Genomic DNA, 22194 nt, shown 5'->3' on the forward strand with positions numbered 1-22194 from the left:
CACCCATGCGGCTGCAACCGGATTGCACTGAACGTGACTGAAGGGGATGCATGACTCTCGGCGGCGGTGACTCGCCGAATCCGTTCGACGCACAACCGTTCGGCGGCGCCCCAACATCGCCGCCTGCTGTACCACCACCCCCTCCTCGGGAACAGCGAGGCAACACTCTCGCCACCCTGTCGGTTGTCTTCGCATTCGTCTTCGCCCCAGTGGGAGTTGTGCTCGGTCACCTGGCGCTGTCGGAGATCAGGCGCCAACCGCAGCAGGGCCGTGACCGAGCGCTGGTCGGCGTGGCGTTGTCGTACTGCGCTATTGCGATCGCGGTTGTCACCGTCGTGGTGTGGTCACTGCTTCACCCCGGCGACACAGACACATCGCCACAAGCGTCGCCAAACAGTTCGCCGAACCGAGCCTCGACGACGGTGTCGACCCAAATGGCGACATCGTCGAGCACTACGCCGACAGCACAGCCGAAATTGTCACCACACGACTGGCTACTCGACGGTCCCGAACTCACTGCGGTACTGCATGTTCCGTTTTTCCCCAACATCCAGTCTGAAACGGAAGGTCCCCTCTCGAGGATGTTCGACCGCACATCGATTGTGGATGCGCCGGAATGCCTCGGCGCCTACACGGTCGCAGCGGGAAATATCTACGCACCTAGCGGGGGAACCGAGTTCGCCCAACAGGCATTGGCTCCTCCCGTCAGCGCTACCGGTTGGCTCGTCGAAGAGGCAGTGATCATCTACCCCTCCGAAGCAGTGGCTAGGGCCCAGTTCGCGGCTATGACGCAGCAGTGGAAAGACTGCATGGGCCGCACCATGACATTCCCTTCCAACGGGGAGAACTACACCCTAAAGGACATGCAAGCGACCGACTCGACACTCGAAGGTCTTGTCGGAGGACCCTCCCCTTCCACACCCAATCGGCGCACCGTTTCTGTGAGAGACAAGTACATCGTCGATGTACGAGTTGTCGGGTACGCGAGCAACCACGACGATCCGGGAAGTGGTGCTTCTGACGTAGCCAATGCCATCTCCACGAAGATCGGCGTGTGAACCGCAGCCGCCATCCAATTCGACGAAAGTGCCGCTAAACCAAGAGAATCACTGCGTTAGCGTCGAACTCGGAGCAGCGGATGACCCCATCAAGGCGTGGGCGCGATCGGCGGTTCGGGTGGCAATTGACCCGCCGGCAGATTCACCACGCTCTGCATCAGGAAGCAGTCTCCGGTGATTTCGAGGGTGGCGTACTTGATTTGGCCGAGCTTGAACTCGTAACCGTTGCCTGTCACGGCGTAATCGCGCTTGGCCTGATCGTTGAAGAGAGACGATTGGTCGGTCGCGCCGTAGGCGGCGGCTTCTTGACGGACGATGTCGTGGGCCGTCGCGAATTCCTCTGTTCTGAAGGTCCTTCCGAACACCACGGGATCGGCCATCGGCCGGCGGGCGATGTCGCCGGTGAGCTTTTCGCACGGCAGCCCCTGCCGCTTGGCATCGAGACCGTGCGGATCGTCCTCGAACTTCCACGTCTGCCCGGGAACGGCAGCGACGATGCGTGCGGCGATGACGCCCGCTGTGTCGGTGATGCGTTGGCGGGCCGTTTCGAAGGAGCCTTTGGGCCGCAGACTGTCGATGAGCTGGATGGCGTCGTCACCCTTCACAGTCTTCGACTCGTACGGATTCTCGGTCACCTGGCATCCACCCATCAGTGTTGAGGCACAAAGCAATAAGGACGCCGCCGCCAGACCGCGCCAGGCGCGCCGTGAACTCACCATGACAGGGGCGTCTCCTTCACTGCGAGATCCGGACGGTTGAGCAGGATCGCGGCGAGGTTGTAGCCGGTCATCCGTTGTTCGGCATCCCGCCCGTAATCAGAATGCCCTGACGCGCCGGTCTTCGATTCGTAGCCGGGTATCGGCGTGTCACCGGCTGAGGTTTCCAGGTGTTGGAACCGGAACCGCAGGTGCCCATCATCGTTGATGATGTCGTTGGGATCCGATCCCCAGCCGTGGAACGGCGCCAAAGCTCCGATCGGGTTGATCGGATCGTCGGGCGCGGCCATGACGAAGAAGTTGTTGTCGTTCATGCCGAGTTGCGCCGGGGTGGTGGCTTCAAAGCCCGGTGTGCCGTACAGCACGGCGTTGTCGACGTAGGCGCTCGCTCCCTCCTTCAGCGCGATGCCAGACGTCAGAGAGCCGTAGGAATGCCCGAACAGGGCCGTGGTGTGGCCCGGATTCTTCGACGCCGCATCGATGTCGTGCAGGAAGGACGTGAGCTTCGGCGCTCCCGCCTGAGCCAGGTCGTCGCTGAGCATGCCGGAGTCACCGAGGTTGGGTGGCGGTTGATACCCCACCCACGCCACAGTGGCGATGTTCTGGCTGTCGCCGACCTGTCGGGCGATGTCGATGGCTTCGTTGCGCAATTGGGCTGCCTCACCGGTCATCCCGGCTATGGTGCCGCGCGTCGTCCCGGACACCCCGGGAACCGTCACCGACACGTGGTCGGCGGTGAACGGATCACCGACCGAGGTGGCCGCAGGGATCATCTGCGACGGGTCGGCCGGCTTCTCCAGGTACACCAAGTGCGAACCGGGAACCTTCAGTGCGTCCTGGACTGCCGCGATGTCGGCCAGTCGATCACGCTTGACCTGACCGTCGGGAAGGCGCTGGTATTCGTCGAGCATCTCCTGCAGCAGCTTGCGGTTCGCCTCGTCGATCTGCTTGATGTCCCCGGACGACATGTCGGTCTTGGTCGGCCGCTCGTCCTTGCCGTCGTTCTTGAATTCGTGGATGTCACGGTCTTTTTCGGCTCCGGGGCCGAACTTCTGGCGGGTCAGCGCCTCATATTCGCCCTTGAGTCCCTGGATCCGCCTGCCGATCTCGGTCATGTCGGCGGTGGATTTCCGGATGATGTCACTGATGTCGCCGGTGCCCTTGCTGACGATGGTCATCAGGGCCTGCCGGCCTGCGTCGTTGTTGGGTACCGAGGATGCGGCGCTGGCGACCCAGTCGCGACTCACATCGAGATTCTGCCGACCTGCGGTGACGACGGCTGCAGCGTTCCTCACTTCGGCGGCCATCCGCTTGTCCAGATCTGCGAGCTTGCCGTAGACCGCGGCGTGCTCCCTGTTGGCCGCGGCGTAGGCGTCCGCGGCAGAGCCCTGCCAACGAGAATCCGGCGCTGCCGCTTCGACGTTGGTCTTCATCTGCTGCAGCCGGGAACTACCGTCGAACCGCGAGCCGTCCTCGGGCGTGCCCTGGCCGAACGTCTCCCGCGCCTGCGACCAGGTCTCCAGGTAGGTATCGAGCAGCCCCACGGACCACCTCCAGGAACTCAACAGTTGACTGTCAGTATCCCAGGGAGGCAGCCACCCCTGGCGCACGAATTCTCGGCAGGCTGCCAAAAAGGTGATCCTGGGCGGCGCAACTGCCCCGCCCAGGATCGGTGACAAGCCTTAGTGCAGACGAAGATTTCGCAGCAGGTCGTACACCCCGGCGATCCACAGCAGCAGCGGAATCACTGCAGCGATCGCGGCACCGTCGGTCAATTCGAGAATGCGCTTGGTGACCGGGGAAACCCTCCGCACACCATCGGTGGCACCGACGGTGATCAGGGCGACGACACCCACGACGGTGTAGATCGCCAGCACCAGCCACGCGCTGTCCGGGTACCACAGGCACAGCCTGACCATCACGCCCGTCGGGACGATCACGGCGGCTGCCAGAAGCGCCCAGGAGCACCATCTTTCGGCGTACAGCCGAGACCGGAAGCCACAGACGACCGAAACCAGGCCGGCCACGATGAGGCTGTGGATGAAGAAATGGCCCTGCACCACAACGGCGATGGCGCCGACGGACAACACCAGGGCACCCGCGGACAGGAAGCCGATCAGCAGCTGGCGGGTCAGCAGGCTGCGTTCCTGCAGCCGCACAGCCGATTCCGGCACCGACGCGATGATCGCCTGCCAGGTCGAGGTCTCTTCCTCAGCCGCGTCAGGACCCGCGACCGGGTCGAGCAGCTCGTCGTTGGAGACGACTTCGCCCGGCGCGGGGATCGGCGGCAAGGCGATACGAGCCACGGCCACAGTCAGTTTCGCCGAGTTGGTGACGACGATGAGGCCGAACGCGATCGCTCCCGCAGGCACCCAGGCGTGCGATCCGTACCCGTAGGCAACGGCAGCACCCGTGATGGCGACCGCCAACACGGCGACGAACGACGCGACCTCGGCCCGGCCTCGCGGCCCGCCAACGTCAACAGCAACACCACAACCCCGGCACCAGCGACCTGCGGAGCTCCCAAGCCGTCGACGCCGTTGGGCAGCGGCACCGCCAACGCAGCGGCCCCGGCCAGGGCAGGCGCCGCACCGAGCAACAGGCTCTCGGCCAGGTTGACGTTGTCGTAGTTGGTCTGCGCGAACACACTTCCGCCCAGCAGCCCCAGTCCGAAGATCGCCAGTGCCAAGGGCCACCACCAACCGTGGTTGGTCTGGCTCCACGTCACCACGGACATCACCGTGACGGCCAGCGCAACCACCGGGATCGCGATCCCGATGAAGCGGTGCAGCGACTCCCGGGTGAACACCGGCGACTCGTCGAGCACGGCGATCGCGTCGATCACGTCCTCGACCAACGGCCGGTACCGCTCAGTGCGGCTCACCGACACCAGGGTCAGCAGCGATCCGTCGACCACACCGGAATCATCCAGCGATTCTTCGGCTTTCAGCGGCGGAGCCCCGGGACGGGCGAACGCCCACGAGCCCTGCGCGGTGAAATCGAATCCAGCCAGCACGTCCTTCGGAGTGTCCTCGAGCAGATCGGCCAGGACACTGACGGTTTCGTCGATGTAGGTCTCGATCGGCGCCGCCGCGGGCAGCACCAAATCGGTCATCCGCTTACCGGTGAGGACGGTGACCCGCGTCGTCGCCGGGCGGCCCGGCGTCACACTTGAGGTGTCTGAGGCGGCGGCGGTGGCGGTCAACGGCGTTCGAGCCTGTCGAAGTCATCGGACAGGGCCGCGGCCAGCTCGGTGATCCGGCGCTGGAAGGTGTCGCCGAGCAGATCCAGCTGAATCTCGGTGCCCTGGGCGATGTGCTTGTCCCACGGCAGCACGATGACTCGGCCGGGCGGCACGTGCCGCTCGAACTGCTGCACCAGGTCCTCGACGTCGACGTTCGGTTTGCCCGGGGTGACGTGGTTGATCACCACGCAGGAGCGGCCGAGTAGGTCTTGATAACCGTTCTGGCGCAACCAGTCCATGGTGATGGCAGCCTGCCGGGCGCCGTCGATGGAGGCGCTGGCGACGATCACCATGCCCGACACCGTGGAAAGCACGCCACGCGACGACTTCTGGAACAGGCCGGCACCACAGTCCGCGAGCACCAGGTTGTAGTAGCGCGACACGATAGAGGTCGCGCCCTTCCAGTCGTCATCGTTGAACTCGCGGGTGGCGCCGCTGTACTCCTCGGAGGACAGCACCTCCAGATTGGAGGAGTTCATGCTGGTGTAGGCGCGAATGTCGTTGTAGCGCGACAACTCTTGATCGGACAGCAGGTCGGAGACGGTTGCCGCGGACTGCCGGCCGGCCCGATCAGCGAGGTTGCCGCCGTCCGGGTCGGCGTCGATGGCCAGAATGCGGTCACCGCGGATCTTCGCCATCGCGGACCCGAGCGCAACGGTCACGGCGGTCTTGCCGACGCCGCCCTTGAGGCCGAAAATGCCGATCTGGTACGAATCACGCGCGTTGCGGCGGATCCGGGTGTGCAGATCCAACTCGTACACCTCGTCGGGCGACAGCCCGAGATTGATGCGCGTCATCAGGTAGAGCCAGTGCCGCCAGCCGCGCTGCGACGGCATCTTCACGCCGGTCTTCACGCCGACGTGCGACAACGCGTCGATGGCGCGGTGATTGCCCATGGTCGCCGCGGAGGTCTGCGCCGGTTGGGCCGGAACCGGAATCGCTTGTCCGGCACGCCATGCGCCACTGATCTCGGGGTCGAATTCGGGGAACTGCGAGGGCGCCGGGCCGGGGGCCACCCGGGCGGGCGGGCCGGGCAGCGTGCGCGGCTGCTCGTGGCGGGCTCCCGTGGGCATCTGCTGCTGCGGGGCGCGCAACATGGAGTTCTGCGGCCACTGCGGCGCGGCCGGGGGCGGCGGCATCTGGGGCATGGGCGGCGGCGCTTCAGCGTGCCGCTGCGGCGGAGCCGACTGCGCCTGGGTCTGCGGTGGCGTCACCGGCATGGGTGTCGACGGCGCATCGCCCGATCCGGTATCCCCAGTCGGCATCGGCGGCGGTGTCGCCGTGGCCTTCAGAATGGCATCTCGGTCCACGGTGATCGTGGCATCGTCGACCGGTTTCCCCGGATCTGACGAGTGAAAGAGCCGGTCATAGTCGGCCGACATGGGGTCCCCTCAGAATAGTGAAAATAAAGATATTCAGGTGTCTACACCCAGGCGCACGCAGTGGGCGGGTGAGGCTTGGCCTAGTCGGCTAGCCTACCCGCCCACAAGCGTGCATATGGTCGTGCTAGGCGAACATGCCAGTGACGCCGGCCTCGGTCTGCGCCATGGTCGAGCTGGCCTCGCTGATGGTGTGCGCGAGGTTCTGCAGCGCGGTGTTCAGCTCGTTGGAGGTGTTGTCCCAACGGGTCTGAACGGCCTGGTAGGCCTCCGAACCCGAGCCGCCCCACACCGAGGCGAGCGCGGCCAGCGAGCCCTTGCCCTCGTCGAGCAGACCGTGGGTGGTGCTCACAGCGCCCTGGATCTCGCCGACTCCGCCTTCGATACCGGCGAAATTCCAAACCTGTTCCGTCATGTCTGATTCTCCGTTTCTCTGTGGTCTCTAGGTCAGATGTTCATCGCCGAGGACAGCGAGGAGGCCTGGTCGTCATCGGTCGAGCTGTACTGGGTGCCCGACTGGTGGATGTTCTGCGAGATGTCGTTCAGCTCCTGGACCTGCTTGGCAGCGGCCTCGTGGAACCGCGCGAGAGCAGCCTGGGCTGCGGTGCCGGCCTGGCCGACCATCTGGCTGGCCAGCGTGCTTCCGGTGGACTCGACCTGCGCGATGACGCTCTGCAGCTCACCGGAGATACGCTCGAAATTGCCGGCCTCCTTGGCGAGGACGGCAACGTCTGTATTCATTGCCATGTTGGATACCCCTTATTTTCCTTTTGTCCTCACCATGGGTATGGCGAGTCTTCCGACCCTGTGGCCGGGAAGTCTTGTGGTGCAACCACTTACCAGTCGTCGTCTTCGTCTTCCGACTGGTCGTAGGTCAGCGGCGTCGCAGCGGTAAGGCCCTGCTTCGTCGACTCGCCTTCCTTCTTCTCCTTGGCCGTACCGGTCATCGGACCGGCACCGCCCGCCCCGACCGGAGCCAGGCCGCCCGTCGCGTTCGACGAGGCACCTGTGGCGGCCGGGATCTTGACGTCCTCGGTGGTGCCGAGCAGACCGGACAGCAGCGAGGTACGCGGCGTGGTACCGCCGAGGCCCGGCAGCGACGCCGCCCGGACCAGCCCGGCCCCCGAGCTCGGCCCCGAGCCTCCGGCCAACGGATGGTTCGAGAACGGCATCGCATTCATCAGCCCCATCTGAATGCCCTTGTCCTGCCCGCCGCCCATGCTGCTGAACTGGCTGACCATCTGGGTCACCTGTTGCAGCGGCTGGGTCAAGGTCTGCATCGGGCTCTGGATCATCTGCGCGAACTGCTGCGGGATCTGGGCGGCCTGCGATCCCATCTGCATGGCCATCTGCATCCCTTGCTGAAGGCCCTGCTGCGCCGGTTGCTGACTCTGCTGAGTCTGCTGACCCGAATTCTGTGCATTCTGCGCGGCGCCGACCGCGCGCTGCTCCCCCTGATTGATTTGCGCTGCTGTGCGGCCGGTGATCAAACCGACCGACTCAATCATCGCAGTCGCGCCGACCTGTTCGATCACCAAATTTCGGAGGGCCCCCTCGGCGGCCCGAGGGGCCGTCGACGCCAACGCCGCAGCCGCGGTCGTCTCACCTACTCCGGGCATGACGATCGGCGTCATCGGCATGATCGGCTCGAACAGCAGGTTCACGGCCGTCTCGGCCTGGTAGGCATCCATCGCGCCGGCCGCCTGGTTCCACATCCGGACGACATAATCCGTCTCATTGGCGGCGATGGCTCCGGTGTTGACCCCGAAAAAGTTCGTCGCATTGAGAACCGCATTGGTGATGTGGTTTTCCTCGATCTCCGGAATAGGCGGAGTCGTGGCCAGCGCCACCGAATAAGCACTGGCCTGCGCCGAGGCCTGTAATGCCCGCTTCTGCGCTTGCAGGGCCGTGGTCCGCAGCCACATCACCATCGGCATGGTTGCCGCGACCGCGCGTTCGCTGGCCGCCCCGCTCCACACCGAGGTGAGGTTTTCCAGCGCCGCCGCCAATTCGTCGGCTTGCGTCTCCAGCAGCACCGCCATGGCTTCCCAACCGGCCGCGGCCTGAAGCATCGGCGCCGGGCCGGCACCGACCATCAACCGGCCCGTGTTCACCTCGGGTGGCATGCCGTGCCACGTGGGTGGCGCAGGCGGTACCGGGACCATTGCTGGTTGAACCTATCTGTTGGAGACGAATGCTGACCGAGAGTTAGAGCGTGCTGGCCTGCGCGGAGTCGACCGCGTTGTAGATGCCCGAGGCCTCCGTGTACGCCGCACCGGCCCGAGTCAGCTCTTCCTGGGCGAACGTGTTCTGCGTCAGAGCTTCGACACCCTCGCTCGCGAAAGACATCGCGGCCAGGGCGGACACCTCGTCAGCGCCGGCAGGCACCAGTGCGGTCACTGCGGCGGTGGCGGTGGTGCCACCGGCGAGACCACGTGCGGCATTTGCGATAACCTGCGCAGCAATGGCTTCGGCGCCCGGATTGTGCATCATCGGTTGCATTTGCTGTTCTCCTTTATTCGAGACGAATAGTAAGGACGTGCACCCACGAACAGCCCGGCTGCAATTTGCCGGTCCGCTAAGGAATCTGTCCCCCGATCCCTTTGCTGGCGGGCTGCCGCCAGCGTTGCTGAGTGCGTTGAATAAATACTAACCGCCCTGTAGGGGTGGTGCGAACACTTCTTCTTCGGGGGGATCGATGTAGGCCGCCTGAATGACTTCCTTGGCGTCCGGAGACACCATAAACGCCTGGCCAGGGGGCCTTTTCTTGACCGTGATCTCCCGCGACGGGAAGTCGTTCTTCTCCCCCGAGAGGAACAACGTCGGCGAACCCGCGCCGTACGCGGCACCCACGAACTTGTCCATGGTGGCCTTGTGCGCCTGGCTCATCTGACACGTCACCACGAGATGCAGGCCGATGTCGGCAGCTGCAGGCAGCAGCGGCGACAACGGCATCATCGGCGACATCATGCCGGAGGCCGCGACGATCATGTGCCAGTCGTCGACCAGCAACACGATGTCCGGGCCGCTCCACCACGACCGCGCCCGTAGCTGTGCCGTCGTCAGATCCGGTGGCGGCAGGCGCTTCTGCAGGTTCTGCGCGAGCGCCTTGATGGACTCCTCCAGCGACGCGTTGTTGCGGTTGATGGCGCCGGCGGCCAGCAGATGACTCTGCGGCACCGCGTCCAGCAGGCCGGAGCGGTAGTCGGCCAGCATGAACCGCACCTGCTGCGGGCTGTTGCGGGCGCAGATCGCCCGCGAAACCGCCTGCGCGATGGTCGTCTTGCCCGACTTGGGCGCGCCGAAGATCAACAGGTGCGGCGTCACGTTCATCTGGTTGTAGGCGACCGTGAGGTCCGATTCGCGCACGCCGACCGGCACCGTCCAACGGGTCCGGTAATCCGAATCCGGGCCGGGCGGGTTGGGGTCGAGCTGATGCAGGTAGATCCGCTCGGGCAACACCCGCACCTGGGGCGCCTGCTCGGTGTAGAGCTCGGAGACGTGCTGCACGGCCGCCGAGATCGCCGCGACGATCCCGTCGGCGCTGTGCACACCGTCGAGCCGCGGCACCCCCATCATCAGGTGGTGTTTCTCCACCGAGACCGCCCGACCGGGCCGGTTGGCGGGGATTTCCCGGGTGATCCGGTCGATCTGCGTCTCGTTCACGTCACCGAGGCGGAACTCGATCTTGGTGCCGAGGTAGTCGCGGACACGGGATTTGAGTTCGGTCCACCGGGGCGTCGAGATGATGACGTGCACACCGAACGCCAGCCCCTGGCCGGCGAGGTCCTGGACCACCGGCTCCAGATCGGGGAATTCGGCGACGAAGGCCGGCCACCCGTCGATGACCAGGAACACATCGCCGAACGGGTCCTGGTAGGCGGCATGCTCGGGGTCCTGCCGCATCTCGCGGTACGCCGCGATCGAGCCGACCCGGTACTGCTTGAACATCTGCTCGCGCGCTCGCAGCACCGCCTTGACCTCGGCGACGACGCGATTGACCCGGTCCGGTTCGGCGCGGGTCGCCACACCGCCCACGTGCGGCAGGTCTTCGAGGTACATCAGACCGCCACCGCCGAGGTCGATGCAGTAGAACTGCACCTGCCGCGGCGAATGAGTGGCACCGGCCGAGAGCATCAGTGTCTGCAGGAACGTGGACTTGCCGGTCTGCGGCGCACCGCCGATCGCGATGTTGCCGCCGGCCGCCGAGACGTCGACGCCCCACACCTCCTGCCGGTGCCGGCGCGGCTCGTCCATGATGCCCAGCGCGAAGCGCAGCGGCTGGCGCTGGTAGTCGCGTTCGATCAACTCGTTGACCGGTGTCGGGTCGGCCAGCGGCGGCAGCCACATCTTGTAGGCGCGCGCCTCGCCGGTGGCCAGCTGCCCGAGGACCACCTCGCGCAACGCCTTGGGTTCGGCCTCTGTACTCATCCGCGATCCACCCCCGTCTCGTCGCTGGGACTCATGCGCGATCCGCCTCCGGCTACTCGCTGCGCGCTCATCGCGTCGCTCCCGCCGCATCCAGGATCGGTGCCGTCGTGAACTGACGGATCCGAATCGCGGTCTGCCGCTTGGCACGCGGCTTGTCCTCGTCGCCGCTGTCCTTGCCGGCGGGTACGTAGTTGGCGCCGGTGTAGAGGCTGCGGAACTTCACCGGGTCCTCCATGCCGACGCGCAGGAAGCCGACACCGCTCTCCTTGTTGGTGATGAACTGCGCCTCGGGAGTGCCGATCACCGCTTTGGACTCCGCAGAGCTGGTGGTACGCAACGCGATTCGATAGGTCAGGTTCGGTTCGAGCTTGTCGATCCGGACCCCGCCGGTGTTCAGCGACTGCGTCGCCAACAGCAAGTGCACGCGCAACGACCGGCCGACGCGGCAGATCCGGTCGAACAGCGCGATGAAGTCGGGGTGGTTCTGCAGCAGCTCGGCGAACTCGTCGACCACCACGAACAGCGTCGGCAACGGCGCGAGGTCGGCGCCGCGCTCGCGGTGCTTCTCGTATTCGGCGACACCGGAGAGCGCACCGGCCGCACCCACCTGGATGCCGGCCTGCCGCAGGATCGACTGGCGCCTGTCGAGCTCGCCGGTGAGCACCTCGCCCATCCGGCTGACCAGCTCGGCTTCCTCTTCCATGTTGGTGACGACCGCCGCGGTGTGCGGCAGCTTCTCCATGCCGAGGAAGGTCGAACCACCCTTGAAATCTGTCAGCAGGAGGTTCACCTGGTCCGGATGGTGGGTGGCCACCAACGACAGGATCAGCGTGCGCAGGAACTCCGACTTACCCGAGCCGGTGGTCCCGATCAGCATGCCGTGCGGGCCTGCGCCGAACTCGGCGCCTTCCTTGATGTCGAGGCTCATGATCTCGCCGGACTTCAATTCATGGCCGAACGGGATCTTGAGCCGGTCGCGGTCGGTGTCGCTGAACATCCGCCAGCGGGCCGGGGTGACCTCTTCCACCGACTGGGCGCCCACCAGGTGGTGCCACTCGTTGGAGACCTTCTTCTGCACCCGGACGTTCTTGTCGATGATCGTTCCGGTGATCGACCAGCCCGCCAGCTTGCGCGCAATCCGGTTGGCCTGCGTTGGGGTCATCCGGTCGGTGCTGCGGACCACCTCGCGGTAGATCTGATTGGGCAGCTTGTCCTCGGTCATGCCGTCCGGTGAAACCCGCAGCCGGTACGCCGAACCGCGATGGTTGCCCAGGGTCAGCACCGTGACGCCGGCCCGCCCGTCCACCGGGAAGCCGGCCTTGCCACCGGTGAGGTCGACGACGATGACGTACGGGCCGCCCGGCGCCGCGTCGGGAGTGTGCGGCCCACGCGCCGTCAGATCGGCCAGCCCGTCGGGCCGGGTGAACACCATCCGGGTGGAACCCGCTGCATCGGTGTCGGTCTGGTGCTGCACATGCGGCAACCACTTGAGCCAGGACCATTTCGGATCCTCGGGATCGTCGGTGAGCACGCGGATCTGCAGCAGGTCCGGCGGATGGAACACCGCCAGGTGGCAGATCATCGCGGTCAGCAGCTCGGCCGCGCCTGCCTCGTCACCACCGACGGCGATGGTCGGAAAAGCGCGCAGCTGAACGAGTTTGGGGCAATCGTGTACCAGACCGTGGGTGCGCAGGAACTTGGTCACCCACATGTGGCTGACGGGTTCCAGATGCGGCGCCGGAGCGGCCTGCCCGCCCGACATCTCGCCGCTGGTGTTCGGCTTGAGCAACCGGTCGACCGCGACCTCGGCACCGATGCCCACCCGGGCGGCGGTGAAGAAGTCGGGGTTGCCGTTGGTCTGCCGCGACCACTGCCTGCTGGTGCCGATGATCGACAACAGGTCTTGCGGATGCGGGGCGTGGTAGCTGAAGAACGCCACCTGAGCCGACGCCGACGACGTCACGCGGGTACGCAGGCCGGCCAGGTACCGCAGGTACTCCTTGCGGTCGGCGTTGACCTCGGGAACCTTCTTGCCGCCCGATCCGCCGCCGGCCATCATGCCGAACGCGCCCATGATCATCATCAGCGGCATCATCAGCATGTACGGCGACAGCTGCCGGAAGCCGGTGAAGGCCATGATCGCGATCATGCCGATCATGCAGCCGCCCATCACCCAGGGCATCGCCTTCTGGAAACCCGAAGGCGGGATCTCGATGCCGAGATCGTCGGGGGGAGCGACGTTGATCTCGCCCGGCGTCAGACGCGGACCACGCTTGATGGTCGGAGTGAATTTCCGTGTCGTCATGAGCCTGTCTTGTCCTCCACCTTGCGCGGCTGGGGATCCGCGGGCAGCGTGTCGTGCTCCAACAGGGCCGCATCCTTCGACAGCACCGGCCCCTCCACGAGCAGGCTCACCACCGGCCAGGGCGCATTGACCGGAGCTCCCAGGCCGAGGTTCTTGGCGGCATCGGCGTTGGCCACCCCGTACCGAACTCCCTGAGGATCGATGTAGAACAGGCCCTCACCGACTTTCGGATCGGGCGACTGCAGCCGCACGAACTGCCCACCGTCGATGTACACCGTGGCGTCACCTTCGATCTGCTTGACGCCGGTACCCATCGCCGCGGACGAGATGGGCAGATGCCGCCCCGCGATCACCGTGGTCTTGGCGGACTGATCACCCGGCTCGCGCTGCCAGGCCCAGCACAGCACCGGGTCTTCCTGACGGAGCAGGATGGTCATCGGCTTGGCCGGCAGCGGCGAAACGTACACCTGCTCAGGGATTTTCGCGACGACGCTGGACTCGACCGTCGGCGGCGTGAGCAAACCATAGGAGTTGGTCGCACGCAACGCCGCAGCGGTCGTCTCGTTGACACGCGCCACTCCGTCGGTCAGCACCACGTACTGCTGATTACCGGATTCCGTTGCGGTCTGGAACACCGACCCGATCACCAGATTCGCCGGCAGCCCAACGGTATTCGGTGCGCCGGCGGCGACGATCTGCGGCAGCTGCCACGGCCCCATGTTGGGCAGCGCGTTGAACAGGCCCTCGGAGATCGGCGTGGCCTTGGCGGTGACCGGGATACCGACCGCGGAGGTCACCGCGCGGTCGGCCAGATCGATGGCGTGCCTGCCGACGTCGTTGACCAGCCAGTTGCCGCCCTTGAACGTCACCAGCATGCCCTGGCTCGGGTTCAGCGGCCCGACGGACATGTCCGTCACCAGCGACCGAATGAGGACCGACGTTTCCACTTCCGGCGCAGCGCTGTCCGGCTTGGTCACGGTGTCGCACAACGACCAGGTGGATGCCGGAACACCCGTCGGGGTGGCGTACGGCGCGCCCGGGATACCGATCGGCTGGCCCTTCGGCATGCGGTTCAGTTCCTCGGACTTGACGACGGTGGGTGCGTCGCCGTGCCCCAGCGCCAATCGCGCCGAGGTGAGGTTGTACACGGGCCGCAGCAGATCCGAGCCGGGCAGCATCACATAGAGCTGGTTGGTGGTGCGATCCACCACCAGGGTGTCACTCCCGCGCTTGCCGAGCGGCTTGAAGTAGGCCAGTGCTACCGCGCCCAGGCACACCATCACGGCGACGACGATGCCCGTCGACACCGCGCGGCTGTAGAACTGCAGCGGGTCGTCGAACATCCGGGTATCCCGGCGCACGATCGCGTGCTCGACCCGGCGCAGCAGGAACCGCCAGCCGCTGACCTGGATCTTTGTTGTGAGTCGGAACCCTGCCATCGCCCGTTCTCGCCTACTCGCCGATGTTCAGTCGGCTGTGCACCGACGCGATCGCCGATGCCATGTCTTCGCCGTTGATCTCGCTGAGCTGATCCACCCCGAGGCTGTCGAGGTCGAGCGTGCGGGCCAGCCGCATATCGCGGTTCTGCTCGCCGGCCTCGACCAGCTGGCGCGCGTACCGACCGTTGCCCGCGATGTCCAAGGCCGGCTTACCGTTGAGCCGGCGCTGGCTGAGCAGCGAAGCCGCCTCGTACACCCGCTTGGCAGCGGTGTCGTCGAGCTGTGAATCATTGGCTTTGGCAATGACTTTCGAAATCTCGACGATGTCTTCGGGTGCGTAAGAATCGAATTCGATGCGCGTCGCGAACCGTGAGCGCAGACCGTCGTTGGCCTCCAGGAGCCGGTCGATGTCATTGCTGTAGCCGGCGATGATGACCACCAGTCGGTCGCGGTCGTTCTCCATGCGGGCCAGCAGCGTGTCCAGCGCCTCGGTGCCGAACGGGTCGGCCCGCCCGTCGCGTTCCTGCACCAGGGTGTACGCCTCGTCGATGAACAGCACCCCGCCGAGCGCCCGGTCGATGGTCTTGGCCGTCTTGACCGCCGACTGGCCCTCGTACTCGGCGACGAAATCCTTACGCGACGTCTCGATCAGCTTCGGCTCGGCGATCACCCCCGAGACCGGCCAGGATATTGGCCACCACGCGCGCGATGGTCGTCTTGCCGGTACCCGGAGGGCCGGCGAAGATCATGTGCTTGGAGGCCTGGGCGACCTTCATGCCCCCGCGCCGCACGGATCCTGGCCATCTGGGTGGCGGCCCGGTAGGCCTCGATCTGTTCCTTGACCCGGCTCAGCCCGATCTGCCGGTCGAGTTCGGCCTGCGCCTCGGCGAGCAGTTTCTCCCGGCCGGAGGTGTCGGCCACAACGCTGTTCGGATCCCAGGGGTCCTTACGCGACGAAATCGCCTCTGCCGTGGTGGTTTTCAGCCGATAAGTCGGATCATTAAGGGCAGCAGTGACTTTCGGCTCCGGGAAGTTGGCCTGCAGCCACTCCAACAGAACCCGGGCCGATTCCTCGTTGCCCTCGTTGCGGCGCGCCATCGCCAGGTACCAGGCGATGGCGGGGCCGCACGCGTCGCCGACCGGGGTGTCGTGCGCCTCGGTGAGCCTGCGGTCGGCCTCGGTGAACAACCCGAGGTTGGCAGCCGCGACGCCGTGCGCGACGCCCGCCGCCGCGGCGAGGAACTTGTCCGGCCACCCGCTGGCACCGCGGACCTCGTCGATGACGTCGGTCCAGCGCTGCGCGGCGCCGTAGATGACGGCCTTGACCCACGCGACCAGGTATTCCGAGCCCGCGGCCGGGGCACTCTCGAGCGCCTCCATGGCGTCGGCGTAGTTGCCCTGGGCGGCCTCCTGCACCGCGAAGCCCATGGTGATGGCCAACGGCGAGTTGATGGGGTAGCTGATGTCCCTGCTGAACATGCCGCCGATCGGAATCCGCGCGCCCAGGCTGTTCATCGAGATCTCGGCGGCACCGGCGAGTTGTCCGAAGTTGGACCGCGAATACCACGCCCGGAACAGGGTCACGCGGTCGATGTCACCACACCGGATGCGCCCGACCCAGGCGTCGCACGCCGATTCGTCGTAGTTGGTCATCTCGGTGAACACCTCGAGGGCACGGGCCGGGGAACTGGCCAGCATGCCCACGGCGCTCCCGAACATGCCTGCGAGATGGTCAGCCATTTTCTCCTCCGTAGCGGGTTGCGAAGATCTGGGCCCGGGCCGCGTCGGACTGTTCGGGCGTCGGCAGGTTGAGATCACGGGTCAGGAAGTCGCGGGTCGCGAAATCGTCGTGCCCCTGTTCTCGCATCCCTTCGAGCATGAACGAGTACTGGGCCGAGCGAGCGTCCTGCGTCGCCAGTTCGGCGATCACGAGAATCTCGTCGATGAGGTCGGATTCGGTCATGTTGACGGCCTTGGGCGACAAGTCGATCTGCTGCACGCGGCCATCCATGTACGCGGTGACCGTCACCGTCCCGGGCGGGTTGGTGACGCTGAAGATCGGCACGTCGGGTTCGTCGGTCTCGACGTCGAGGACATCGAGAGCGGTGAACTCGGTCTCGACGTCGTCGGACCCCGATGGGGCGCCGACCTGCACGTCGAGGTCGGCATCGTCGTCGGGTTGCTGGTCCGGGTACGCGAAATCGATCGCCGAAAGGATGTCCTGATCGTCGTCTTCGTAATCCCGGTCGTATGGCGGAGACTCACCCACCGTGGCGGCCTTTCTCAGTGAAGATAGGAACTGTCCGAATCGGTCTTGTCGAACCAGCCACCAGAGGGCAGGAACTCCATCAGCCCGTCGAGGGCACGCTGCAGGTTGTCCTGCGTCCCGGACAGGAAACTGCCGTACAGCTCGCCGTTGACCTTGCGCGGGATCGAGACGATCCGCCCCGGTGCAGAGTCCAAAACCCCTGCGGCGACATCGGATTGGGCAGTCGTCCCGCCGGGGAGGCGTTCACTGCCGACGATCTCGACCCAGCTCTCGGGCTCGGAGATGATGCTCGCGTAAGCACGGGCCGAGTTGGGCGGGATGCCGTAACCGATGAGGTCGTCGGCGGTGCGGCATTGCGCGAGTTGGTCGGCGACGCCGGTGAGCGGTTCGACGTTGGCAGGGTTACCGGTGCCGAGCACCGTCATCACCATGCCGGCCATCCCGACCTGTGGTGCCACCCGCTGCAACACCAGCATCTCGTTGTCCCGCGCGCATACGACATGTCGAGCCCCCTTACGACACACCACGAACCGGATCATCTTCCCACCGAGGTTGCGGCGCCACCAGCGCCCCTCCAGGGTGCGATCCGCTCTGCTCAGAGTGTCGAGCATGGCAGCGACTTCAGGGTGGGGGTTACCGAAAACGTCCAATACACCCTGCGCGGTCAGGTCCCGTTCGACCTGCTCCCAGACGATCTGGCGCAGGTCCACCTGCGGGATGTTCAGCCGGATACCGAGGGACGGCGGGAAATCCGTCAGTCCCAGTTTGTCGGCGATCACCAGCATGCCGTCGATGGTCACCTCGGCGCCGACGACGTCGTCGTAATGCGGCGCGCCGGGATCAGCCCCGTGCACGGACGTCATCGGGTTTGCTCCGCCAGCTGTCCGAAGCTGTCGGTGTGCGTTTTCAGGGCCTCGGCCCGGTCTTCATCGGTGTGGTCGTAACGCCGCGCGGCGGCAGTCAGCTTTTCACTCAGGCCCTCGGACTGCGTCGCCATGCTGAGGCCCGCGGCACGGCGAGCTTTCTGTGCAGCCTCGACCGCACCGGCCGTCGACCATGAAATCGGCCCATGTGTCCAGCGCAGCGAGCTGTCGACGCCGGTCACGGCCTGCGACGCCGTGGCCAATTCGCCGGCGGCGTGACCTTGCCTTTTGGACAGTTCGCGTAAATGTTCGGTAGCGACGCGCAAATCCTCCGACATGTTTTCCCCTCGATCCCTTTCCTAGATTCTTACGTCCCCGTCACGGACGTAGATCCAGGAGTAGCGTCATCCAATCTAACCGCAGCCGGAACACTTAGCTGAGCCTGCTTCAAATCCACTTCCGCCCGGGCCGGTGCACGGAAGGCACCGCCGCTGAATTCGCCTGACCCAAGGTCCGGCGGCAGCGTCTTGGCGGCGCCTTTGTCCGTCGGGCCCGCGCCGGTGACGGCGGCGCCGGCGTCGGGTGTGCCGGGATTCCCGCCCGGTGCACCCTTTTCCGCCGCGGGGAAGACAGCCTTGCTGCGGTCCTTCGCATCCTTCGCGGACTTGTCGTCCTTCTCGTCCTCACCGGACTTCTCGTCCTTGCCGTCACCGGCCGGGTCGACCTTCTCGGCCTGGTCGTCCAGGGTCGCCGAATGAGGCTGCGCCTGCCCGACCCCTTGCGTGACGCCCTGGACGGTTTGCGTGGCGGCCTGCACCGCCGCCTGCAGGGCCTGCGACGCGGCCTGGGTGATGCCGCCGAGGATGCCGCCGAGCGGACCGAGGATCGAGCCGACCACGGTGCCCGCCATCACGGCCGCCATGTCCCCACCGCCCGCGCCCGCAGGGGCCGGCCGGGACGCAGACGTGGGTGTCGCGGAGACCGCGGGGGCCGGGGCGGCGGATTCGTCACGCCCCGGCGCTGCCGGGCTCGGTGTGCTGTCTTCGGTGTCGCGGTCGTCGCCGCCGGGCCTGGTGTCGCGCGCGATATCCGCATATTTGGCGACGGCGCCGTGCAGTTCGGCGGCGTTGGCGTCGACGTTTTGCTGCATGGCGAGCAGCTGGTCGGTCGAGACGCCAAGCGCACGCGCCACCATGGCGATCTCCGTTGCGGTCTGCGAAGCCTTGCCGACATACGGAATGTTGCCGATGGCCGTGGTGACCTGACTCATGTCGGCCAGCCAGTCCGATTGCCCGTCGAGGTTTTCGCGGGTGGTGGAGATCTGCTCCGATTCGCGCGCCAGCACGGTCGCGACGGTGTGATCGGCCTCGATCATCGCGGAGGTGCGGCTGAGCTGCTCGTTGTTGCGGGCGGCGTAGGCGCTCGATCCGCTGCTGTGCCATGAGTCGTCGGGAAACGCCGACTTCAGCGTGTCACCCGCCTTGCCGAGCTGCGCGGCCGCCGCACCGAACGTGCTGCCGTCGTCCGGCATGCCGGTACCGGTCGTGGTCTTCATGCCTTCGATGACGTTGCGCCCGGCATCGAGGATGCCCTCGCCGGGTTCACGACCCTCAGTCAGTTCCTTGCCGGTTTTGGCGATATCGCCCGTCACGCCCATACCCAGATTACCCCTCGACGCGACAGACGTTACCAGCGCGAGGTGGCCCGTCTGAGCACCAAATTTCTGCCCAAATCCGTTGCCCTTCGGCCATTTAACCTGCGGATATGACATTGAGGTCAGAGCCGTCGGCAGATGAGCTGCCGACGCCTGGTACCCGGTGCTGCCACCGGCGGCTGCGGTGAGGCGGTGGCGTAGTCGATACTGAGGGCGGTCGAGATAGCCGTCGCGTGACAACCCGAGGAGATTCAGTCGTGACCGACCCCGACGACACCCTGCGTAGAGAACTCGGCTGGACGGGTGGGGAGGACACCGATTTCGAACCGGACACCGGGCCGACGCGCCACCCGCGGCGGGCCCCGGAGCCGCCTGCACCGTCGCTGCCCGGCCGGCCCCCGGTCGACTACGTCCCGCCGAAGTCGCCTGCCCCGAATGACGACGACTCGCGTCCCGGACATCACGAGGCCGCCGACCCGCCGCAGGCTTCCGCAGAGGAGCAGCCCCGCAGCAGCTTCCGCGAGCCCGCTCAACCACAGCAGCCGCCTCAGCAAGCGGCGCAGCAGAATTCCAAGCAACCTGCGCATCCGCCGCGTGACGGCCGCCCGGCTCCCTCGGCACCTCCGCGGCCCGAAGGCAACCAGTGGGAACAACAGTCCGGCTGGCCGGTCCATCAGCAGCGGCCGCAGTCACCCCCGCAGCCCACTCCTCCAGCCCCGCCTGCGCCCCCGGCTCCGCAGCCACATCAACCCTTCGGGCCACAACCGGGGTCGCCGTGGCCTGCCGAGGGCGGATTCGCGCCAGATGGCCACCCTCAGGCCACGCCGCCGACCGCGCCCGGGTCCTACGCCGACCGGATCCGCGTCAACGATCTCGTCCCGCCGCGTCGTGAACCCCCTGCAGGAGGTTGGCGGCTGCTGGTCTACAAGGCGTCGTTCGGATTGATCAACCCCGGACCGTCTGCCGACGATGTGCGGCAGGCCGAGCTCGAAGCCAAGATCAAGGGAGTGCTGCGCGGCCACTACAAGGTCGGCGTCATGGGCAAGGGCGGTGTCGGCAAGACCACCGTCTCGGCCAGCATCGGGTCGGTGTTCGCCGAACTGCGCCAGGACGATCGCGTCGTCGCCATCGACGCCGACACCGCCTTCGGCAAGTTGGGCAGCCGTGTCGACCCACGCGCCCAGGGCTCCTACTGGGAGCTGGCCTCCGACAAGCACCTCGACACCTTCGCCGATGTGCGCAGCCGGGTCGGCAACAACGCCGCAGGCCTTTTCGTCCTGGCCGGCGAGGGCACCCCGGCCCGCCGCCGAGTCCTGGACGCCGCGATCTACCGCGAGGCGACCACCCGGCTCGACCGGCACTTCTCCATCTCGATCGTGGACTGCAGCTCGACCATGGACTCCCCGGTCACCCAGGAAGTGTTGCGGGACCTGGACGCCCTGATCGTGGTGTCCTCGCCGTGGGTCGACGGTGCCGCCGCGGCCGGTCAGACGCTGGACTGGCTCGCCAACCGCGGCATGACGAGCCTGCTGCAGCGCACGGTTGTCGTGCTCAACGATTCGGATGGCCACGCCGACAAGCGGACGCGGTCCATCCTGGCCGGGCAGTTCGCGGGACAGGGCCAGAGCGTCGTGGAGGTGCCGTTCGACGGGAACCTGAGGCCCGGCGGCGTGATCGAAGGCACCCGGGTGATGACGCCGGCCGCACGCCGCAAGTTTCTGGAGATCGCCGCGGCGCTGGCCGACCACTTCCCGTCGTCAGACGACCGCCACCGGGAGCGGTACTGACCGCCGGGGTCAGACCATGGCGCTGATCAGCGCCTCGATCGCGTGCACGGCGGCGGCGTCCACCGGATATTCGGCCTCGGTGCGGCTGATCACGTCCTCGGGCACGCCCGCTGCCTGCGCCATCTCGCCCATGGTGAGGTTGGCGCGTCGACGCGCGGCGTAGAGCCGCTGCCCCAGCGTGGCCCCCGGCGCTGCGGCGGCTCGCATGGTGAGCTCGTCGATCTGATGCCGGACCGCACTGAGCGCCTTGATCAACGCCGGGGTCACCTGGCTGATCCGAGCGGCCCGGGATGCCACTGCCTCGAGCTGGCGCAGGTCGGCGAGGATCGCCGTGACGCGGGGGGTGAAGTCGGGATCGGTGACCGGCGGCATGGCGTCCATGGTCGAACCGAGTGTGTTGGCCGCGGTGAGCACGGCCTGGGCGATCAGCGGCACCTCGGCATTCGCCGGGGCCGACGCGGGAGCACTGGGTGCTACCGCGGGCTCGGCAGGCAGACTCGCCGCGGGCGGGGGCGGCAGCGCGGGTTCGGCAGCCGGGACCGGACCGCCCTGACGCAGCCGCGCGATGGTGCCCGGCGGCCAGCGCAAAACCTCTTCCAGCTTCAAGCGGGTGCGCTCGCGAGGCCAACTGCGGCCCTTCTCGAAGGCGATCAGCGCACCGGCATTGATAACACCGTCGGCAGCGAGACTGCGCTGGCTGATGTCGAGTTCGCGGCGGCGCGCAGCGGCAGCCGCTCCGGCGCGGATCAAGCCGACGTCGAACTCGCCGGTCGCGAGATCGAACTCCGCATCGGTCATCTCCGGATGGTTCCTTAGCTGAATGAGCTGGAGCGCTTGGCGGCCCGTGATGGCTGCGTGGACCCATCGATTCTAACCCCATACCGCAGCACCGCTACGACTTGGGTTTCAGGATTTTTGCCTAACCGCACCAGTGCTACAGCTTCGCCGGGCTGCCAACCGTACCCATGCTACGGAGCCAGCACGGGCCGCTTCATTTGCCATCAGTGCTGTTCATGCAGGTAATGACAACTAGGTAGTTTTACGCTGGC

Annotated in this window: 17 protein-coding genes and 2 pseudogenes; 2 read left to right on the forward strand and 17 right to left on the reverse strand. The window is 66.4% G+C overall.

What is annotated here, in order from left to right:
* The first annotated feature begins 50 nt into the window (after positions 1 to 50).
* Positions 51 to 1058 carry a sensor domain-containing protein gene (locus BTO20_RS35950; RefSeq protein WP_087081189.1) on the forward strand — a complete coding sequence of 336 codons (1008 nt, stop codon included), beginning with the start codon at positions 51 to 53 and terminating at the stop codon, positions 1056 to 1058.
* Positions 1059 to 1147: 89 nt separating this feature from the next.
* On the opposite strand, the gene BTO20_RS35955 is transcribed toward BTO20_RS35950, so the two are convergent.
* From BTO20_RS35955 to BTO20_RS36030, 16 genes and pseudogenes are all read right to left on the reverse strand, one after another.
* Positions 1148 to 1777 carry an LppA family lipoprotein gene (locus tag BTO20_RS35955; protein ID WP_087081191.1) on the reverse strand — a complete coding sequence of 210 codons (630 nt, stop codon included), beginning with the start codon at positions 1775 to 1777 and terminating at the stop codon, positions 1148 to 1150.
* Positions 1771 to 3318 (reverse strand): alpha/beta hydrolase, encoded by a 1548-nt coding sequence (locus BTO20_RS35960; RefSeq protein ID WP_232490969.1) that lies wholly within the window; start codon positions 3316 to 3318, stop codon positions 1771 to 1773. Before BTO20_RS35960 ends, BTO20_RS35955 begins: the two co-directional genes overlap by 7 nt.
* Before the next feature lie 138 nt (positions 3319 to 3456).
* A pseudogene (eccD, locus tag BTO20_RS35965) lies at positions 3457 to 4979 on the reverse strand (type VII secretion integral membrane protein EccD).
* Positions 4976 to 6400 carry a MinD/ParA family ATP-binding protein gene (locus BTO20_RS35970; RefSeq protein WP_087081193.1) on the reverse strand — a complete coding sequence of 475 codons (1425 nt, stop codon included), beginning with the start codon at positions 6398 to 6400 and terminating at the stop codon, positions 4976 to 4978. Before BTO20_RS35970 ends, eccD begins: the two are co-directional and overlap by 4 nt.
* Positions 6401 to 6524: 124 nt before the next feature.
* Complete coding sequence (locus tag BTO20_RS35975; protein ID WP_029368901.1) at positions 6525 to 6812, reverse strand: WXG100 family type VII secretion target; 288 nt, start codon at positions 6810 to 6812, stop codon at positions 6525 to 6527.
* 32 nt (positions 6813 to 6844) lie between these two features.
* A complete protein-coding gene (locus tag BTO20_RS35980; protein ID WP_029368902.1) occupies positions 6845 to 7144 on the reverse strand; it encodes a WXG100 family type VII secretion target in 300 nt (99 codons plus the stop codon).
* Positions 7145 to 7233: 89 nt separating this feature from the next.
* A complete protein-coding gene (locus BTO20_RS35985) occupies positions 7234 to 8523 on the reverse strand; it encodes a PPE family protein (RefSeq protein ID WP_087083187.1) in 1290 nt (429 codons plus the stop codon).
* An 82-nt stretch (positions 8524 to 8605) separates the two neighbouring features.
* Entirely contained in the window at positions 8606 to 8899 is a 294-nt protein-coding gene (locus BTO20_RS35990) for a PE domain-containing protein (protein WP_064948421.1), read from the reverse strand.
* Positions 8900 to 9046: 147 nt separating this feature from the next.
* Positions 9047 to 10828, reverse strand: a complete 1782-nt coding sequence (gene eccCb, locus BTO20_RS35995) for a type VII secretion protein EccCb (RefSeq protein ID WP_087081195.1) — start codon at positions 10826 to 10828, stop codon at positions 9047 to 9049.
* Between the two features lie 67 nt (positions 10829 to 10895).
* Complete coding sequence (eccCa, locus tag BTO20_RS36000) at positions 10896 to 13133, reverse strand: type VII secretion protein EccCa (RefSeq protein ID WP_087081197.1); 2238 nt, start codon at positions 13131 to 13133, stop codon at positions 10896 to 10898.
* Positions 13130 to 14572 carry a type VII secretion protein EccB gene (gene eccB / locus BTO20_RS36005; RefSeq protein ID WP_087081199.1) on the reverse strand — a complete coding sequence of 481 codons (1443 nt, stop codon included), beginning with the start codon at positions 14570 to 14572 and terminating at the stop codon, positions 13130 to 13132. Before eccB ends, eccCa begins: the two co-directional genes overlap by 4 nt.
* A gap of 13 nt (positions 14573 to 14585) precedes the next feature.
* Positions 14586 to 16312, reverse strand: a pseudogene (eccA, locus tag BTO20_RS36010) (type VII secretion AAA-ATPase EccA).
* Entirely contained in the window at positions 16305 to 16841 is a 537-nt protein-coding gene (locus tag BTO20_RS36015; RefSeq protein ID WP_087081202.1) for a secretion protein EspD, read from the reverse strand. Before BTO20_RS36015 ends, eccA begins: the two are co-directional and overlap by 8 nt.
* Before the next feature lie 14 nt (positions 16842 to 16855).
* Complete coding sequence (locus BTO20_RS36020) at positions 16856 to 17704, reverse strand: ESX secretion-associated protein EspG (protein WP_087081204.1); 849 nt, start codon at positions 17702 to 17704, stop codon at positions 16856 to 16858.
* A complete protein-coding gene (locus BTO20_RS36025; protein ID WP_087081206.1) occupies positions 17701 to 18042 on the reverse strand; it encodes an ESX-1 secretion-associated protein in 342 nt (113 codons plus the stop codon). Before BTO20_RS36025 ends, BTO20_RS36020 begins: the two co-directional genes overlap by 4 nt.
* 29 nt (positions 18043 to 18071) lie before the next feature.
* Positions 18072 to 19361: an EspA/EspE family type VII secretion system effector gene (locus BTO20_RS36030; protein ID WP_087081208.1), complete on the reverse strand. Its 1290-nt coding sequence runs from the start codon at positions 19359 to 19361 to the stop codon at positions 18072 to 18074.
* A gap of 254 nt (positions 19362 to 19615) precedes the next feature.
* On the opposite strand from BTO20_RS36030, the gene BTO20_RS36035 reads away from it, so the two are divergent.
* Positions 19616 to 21145: a MinD/ParA family ATP-binding protein gene (locus tag BTO20_RS36035; protein ID WP_087081210.1), complete on the forward strand. Its 1530-nt coding sequence runs from the start codon at positions 19616 to 19618 to the stop codon at positions 21143 to 21145.
* 9 nt (positions 21146 to 21154) lie between these two features.
* On the opposite strand, the gene BTO20_RS36040 is transcribed toward BTO20_RS36035, so the two are convergent.
* The gene (locus BTO20_RS36040) at positions 21155 to 21943 is read right to left on the reverse strand and encodes a helix-turn-helix transcriptional regulator (protein ID WP_087081212.1); all 789 of its coding nucleotides are present in this window, start codon (positions 21941 to 21943) and stop codon (positions 21155 to 21157) included.
* Between the last annotated feature and the right edge of the window lie 251 nt (positions 21944 to 22194).

It is taken from the genome of Mycobacterium dioxanotrophicus (assembly GCF_002157835.1).
GTDB classification, from domain to species: Bacteria; Actinomycetota; Actinomycetes; order Mycobacteriales; family Mycobacteriaceae; genus Mycobacterium; species Mycobacterium dioxanotrophicus.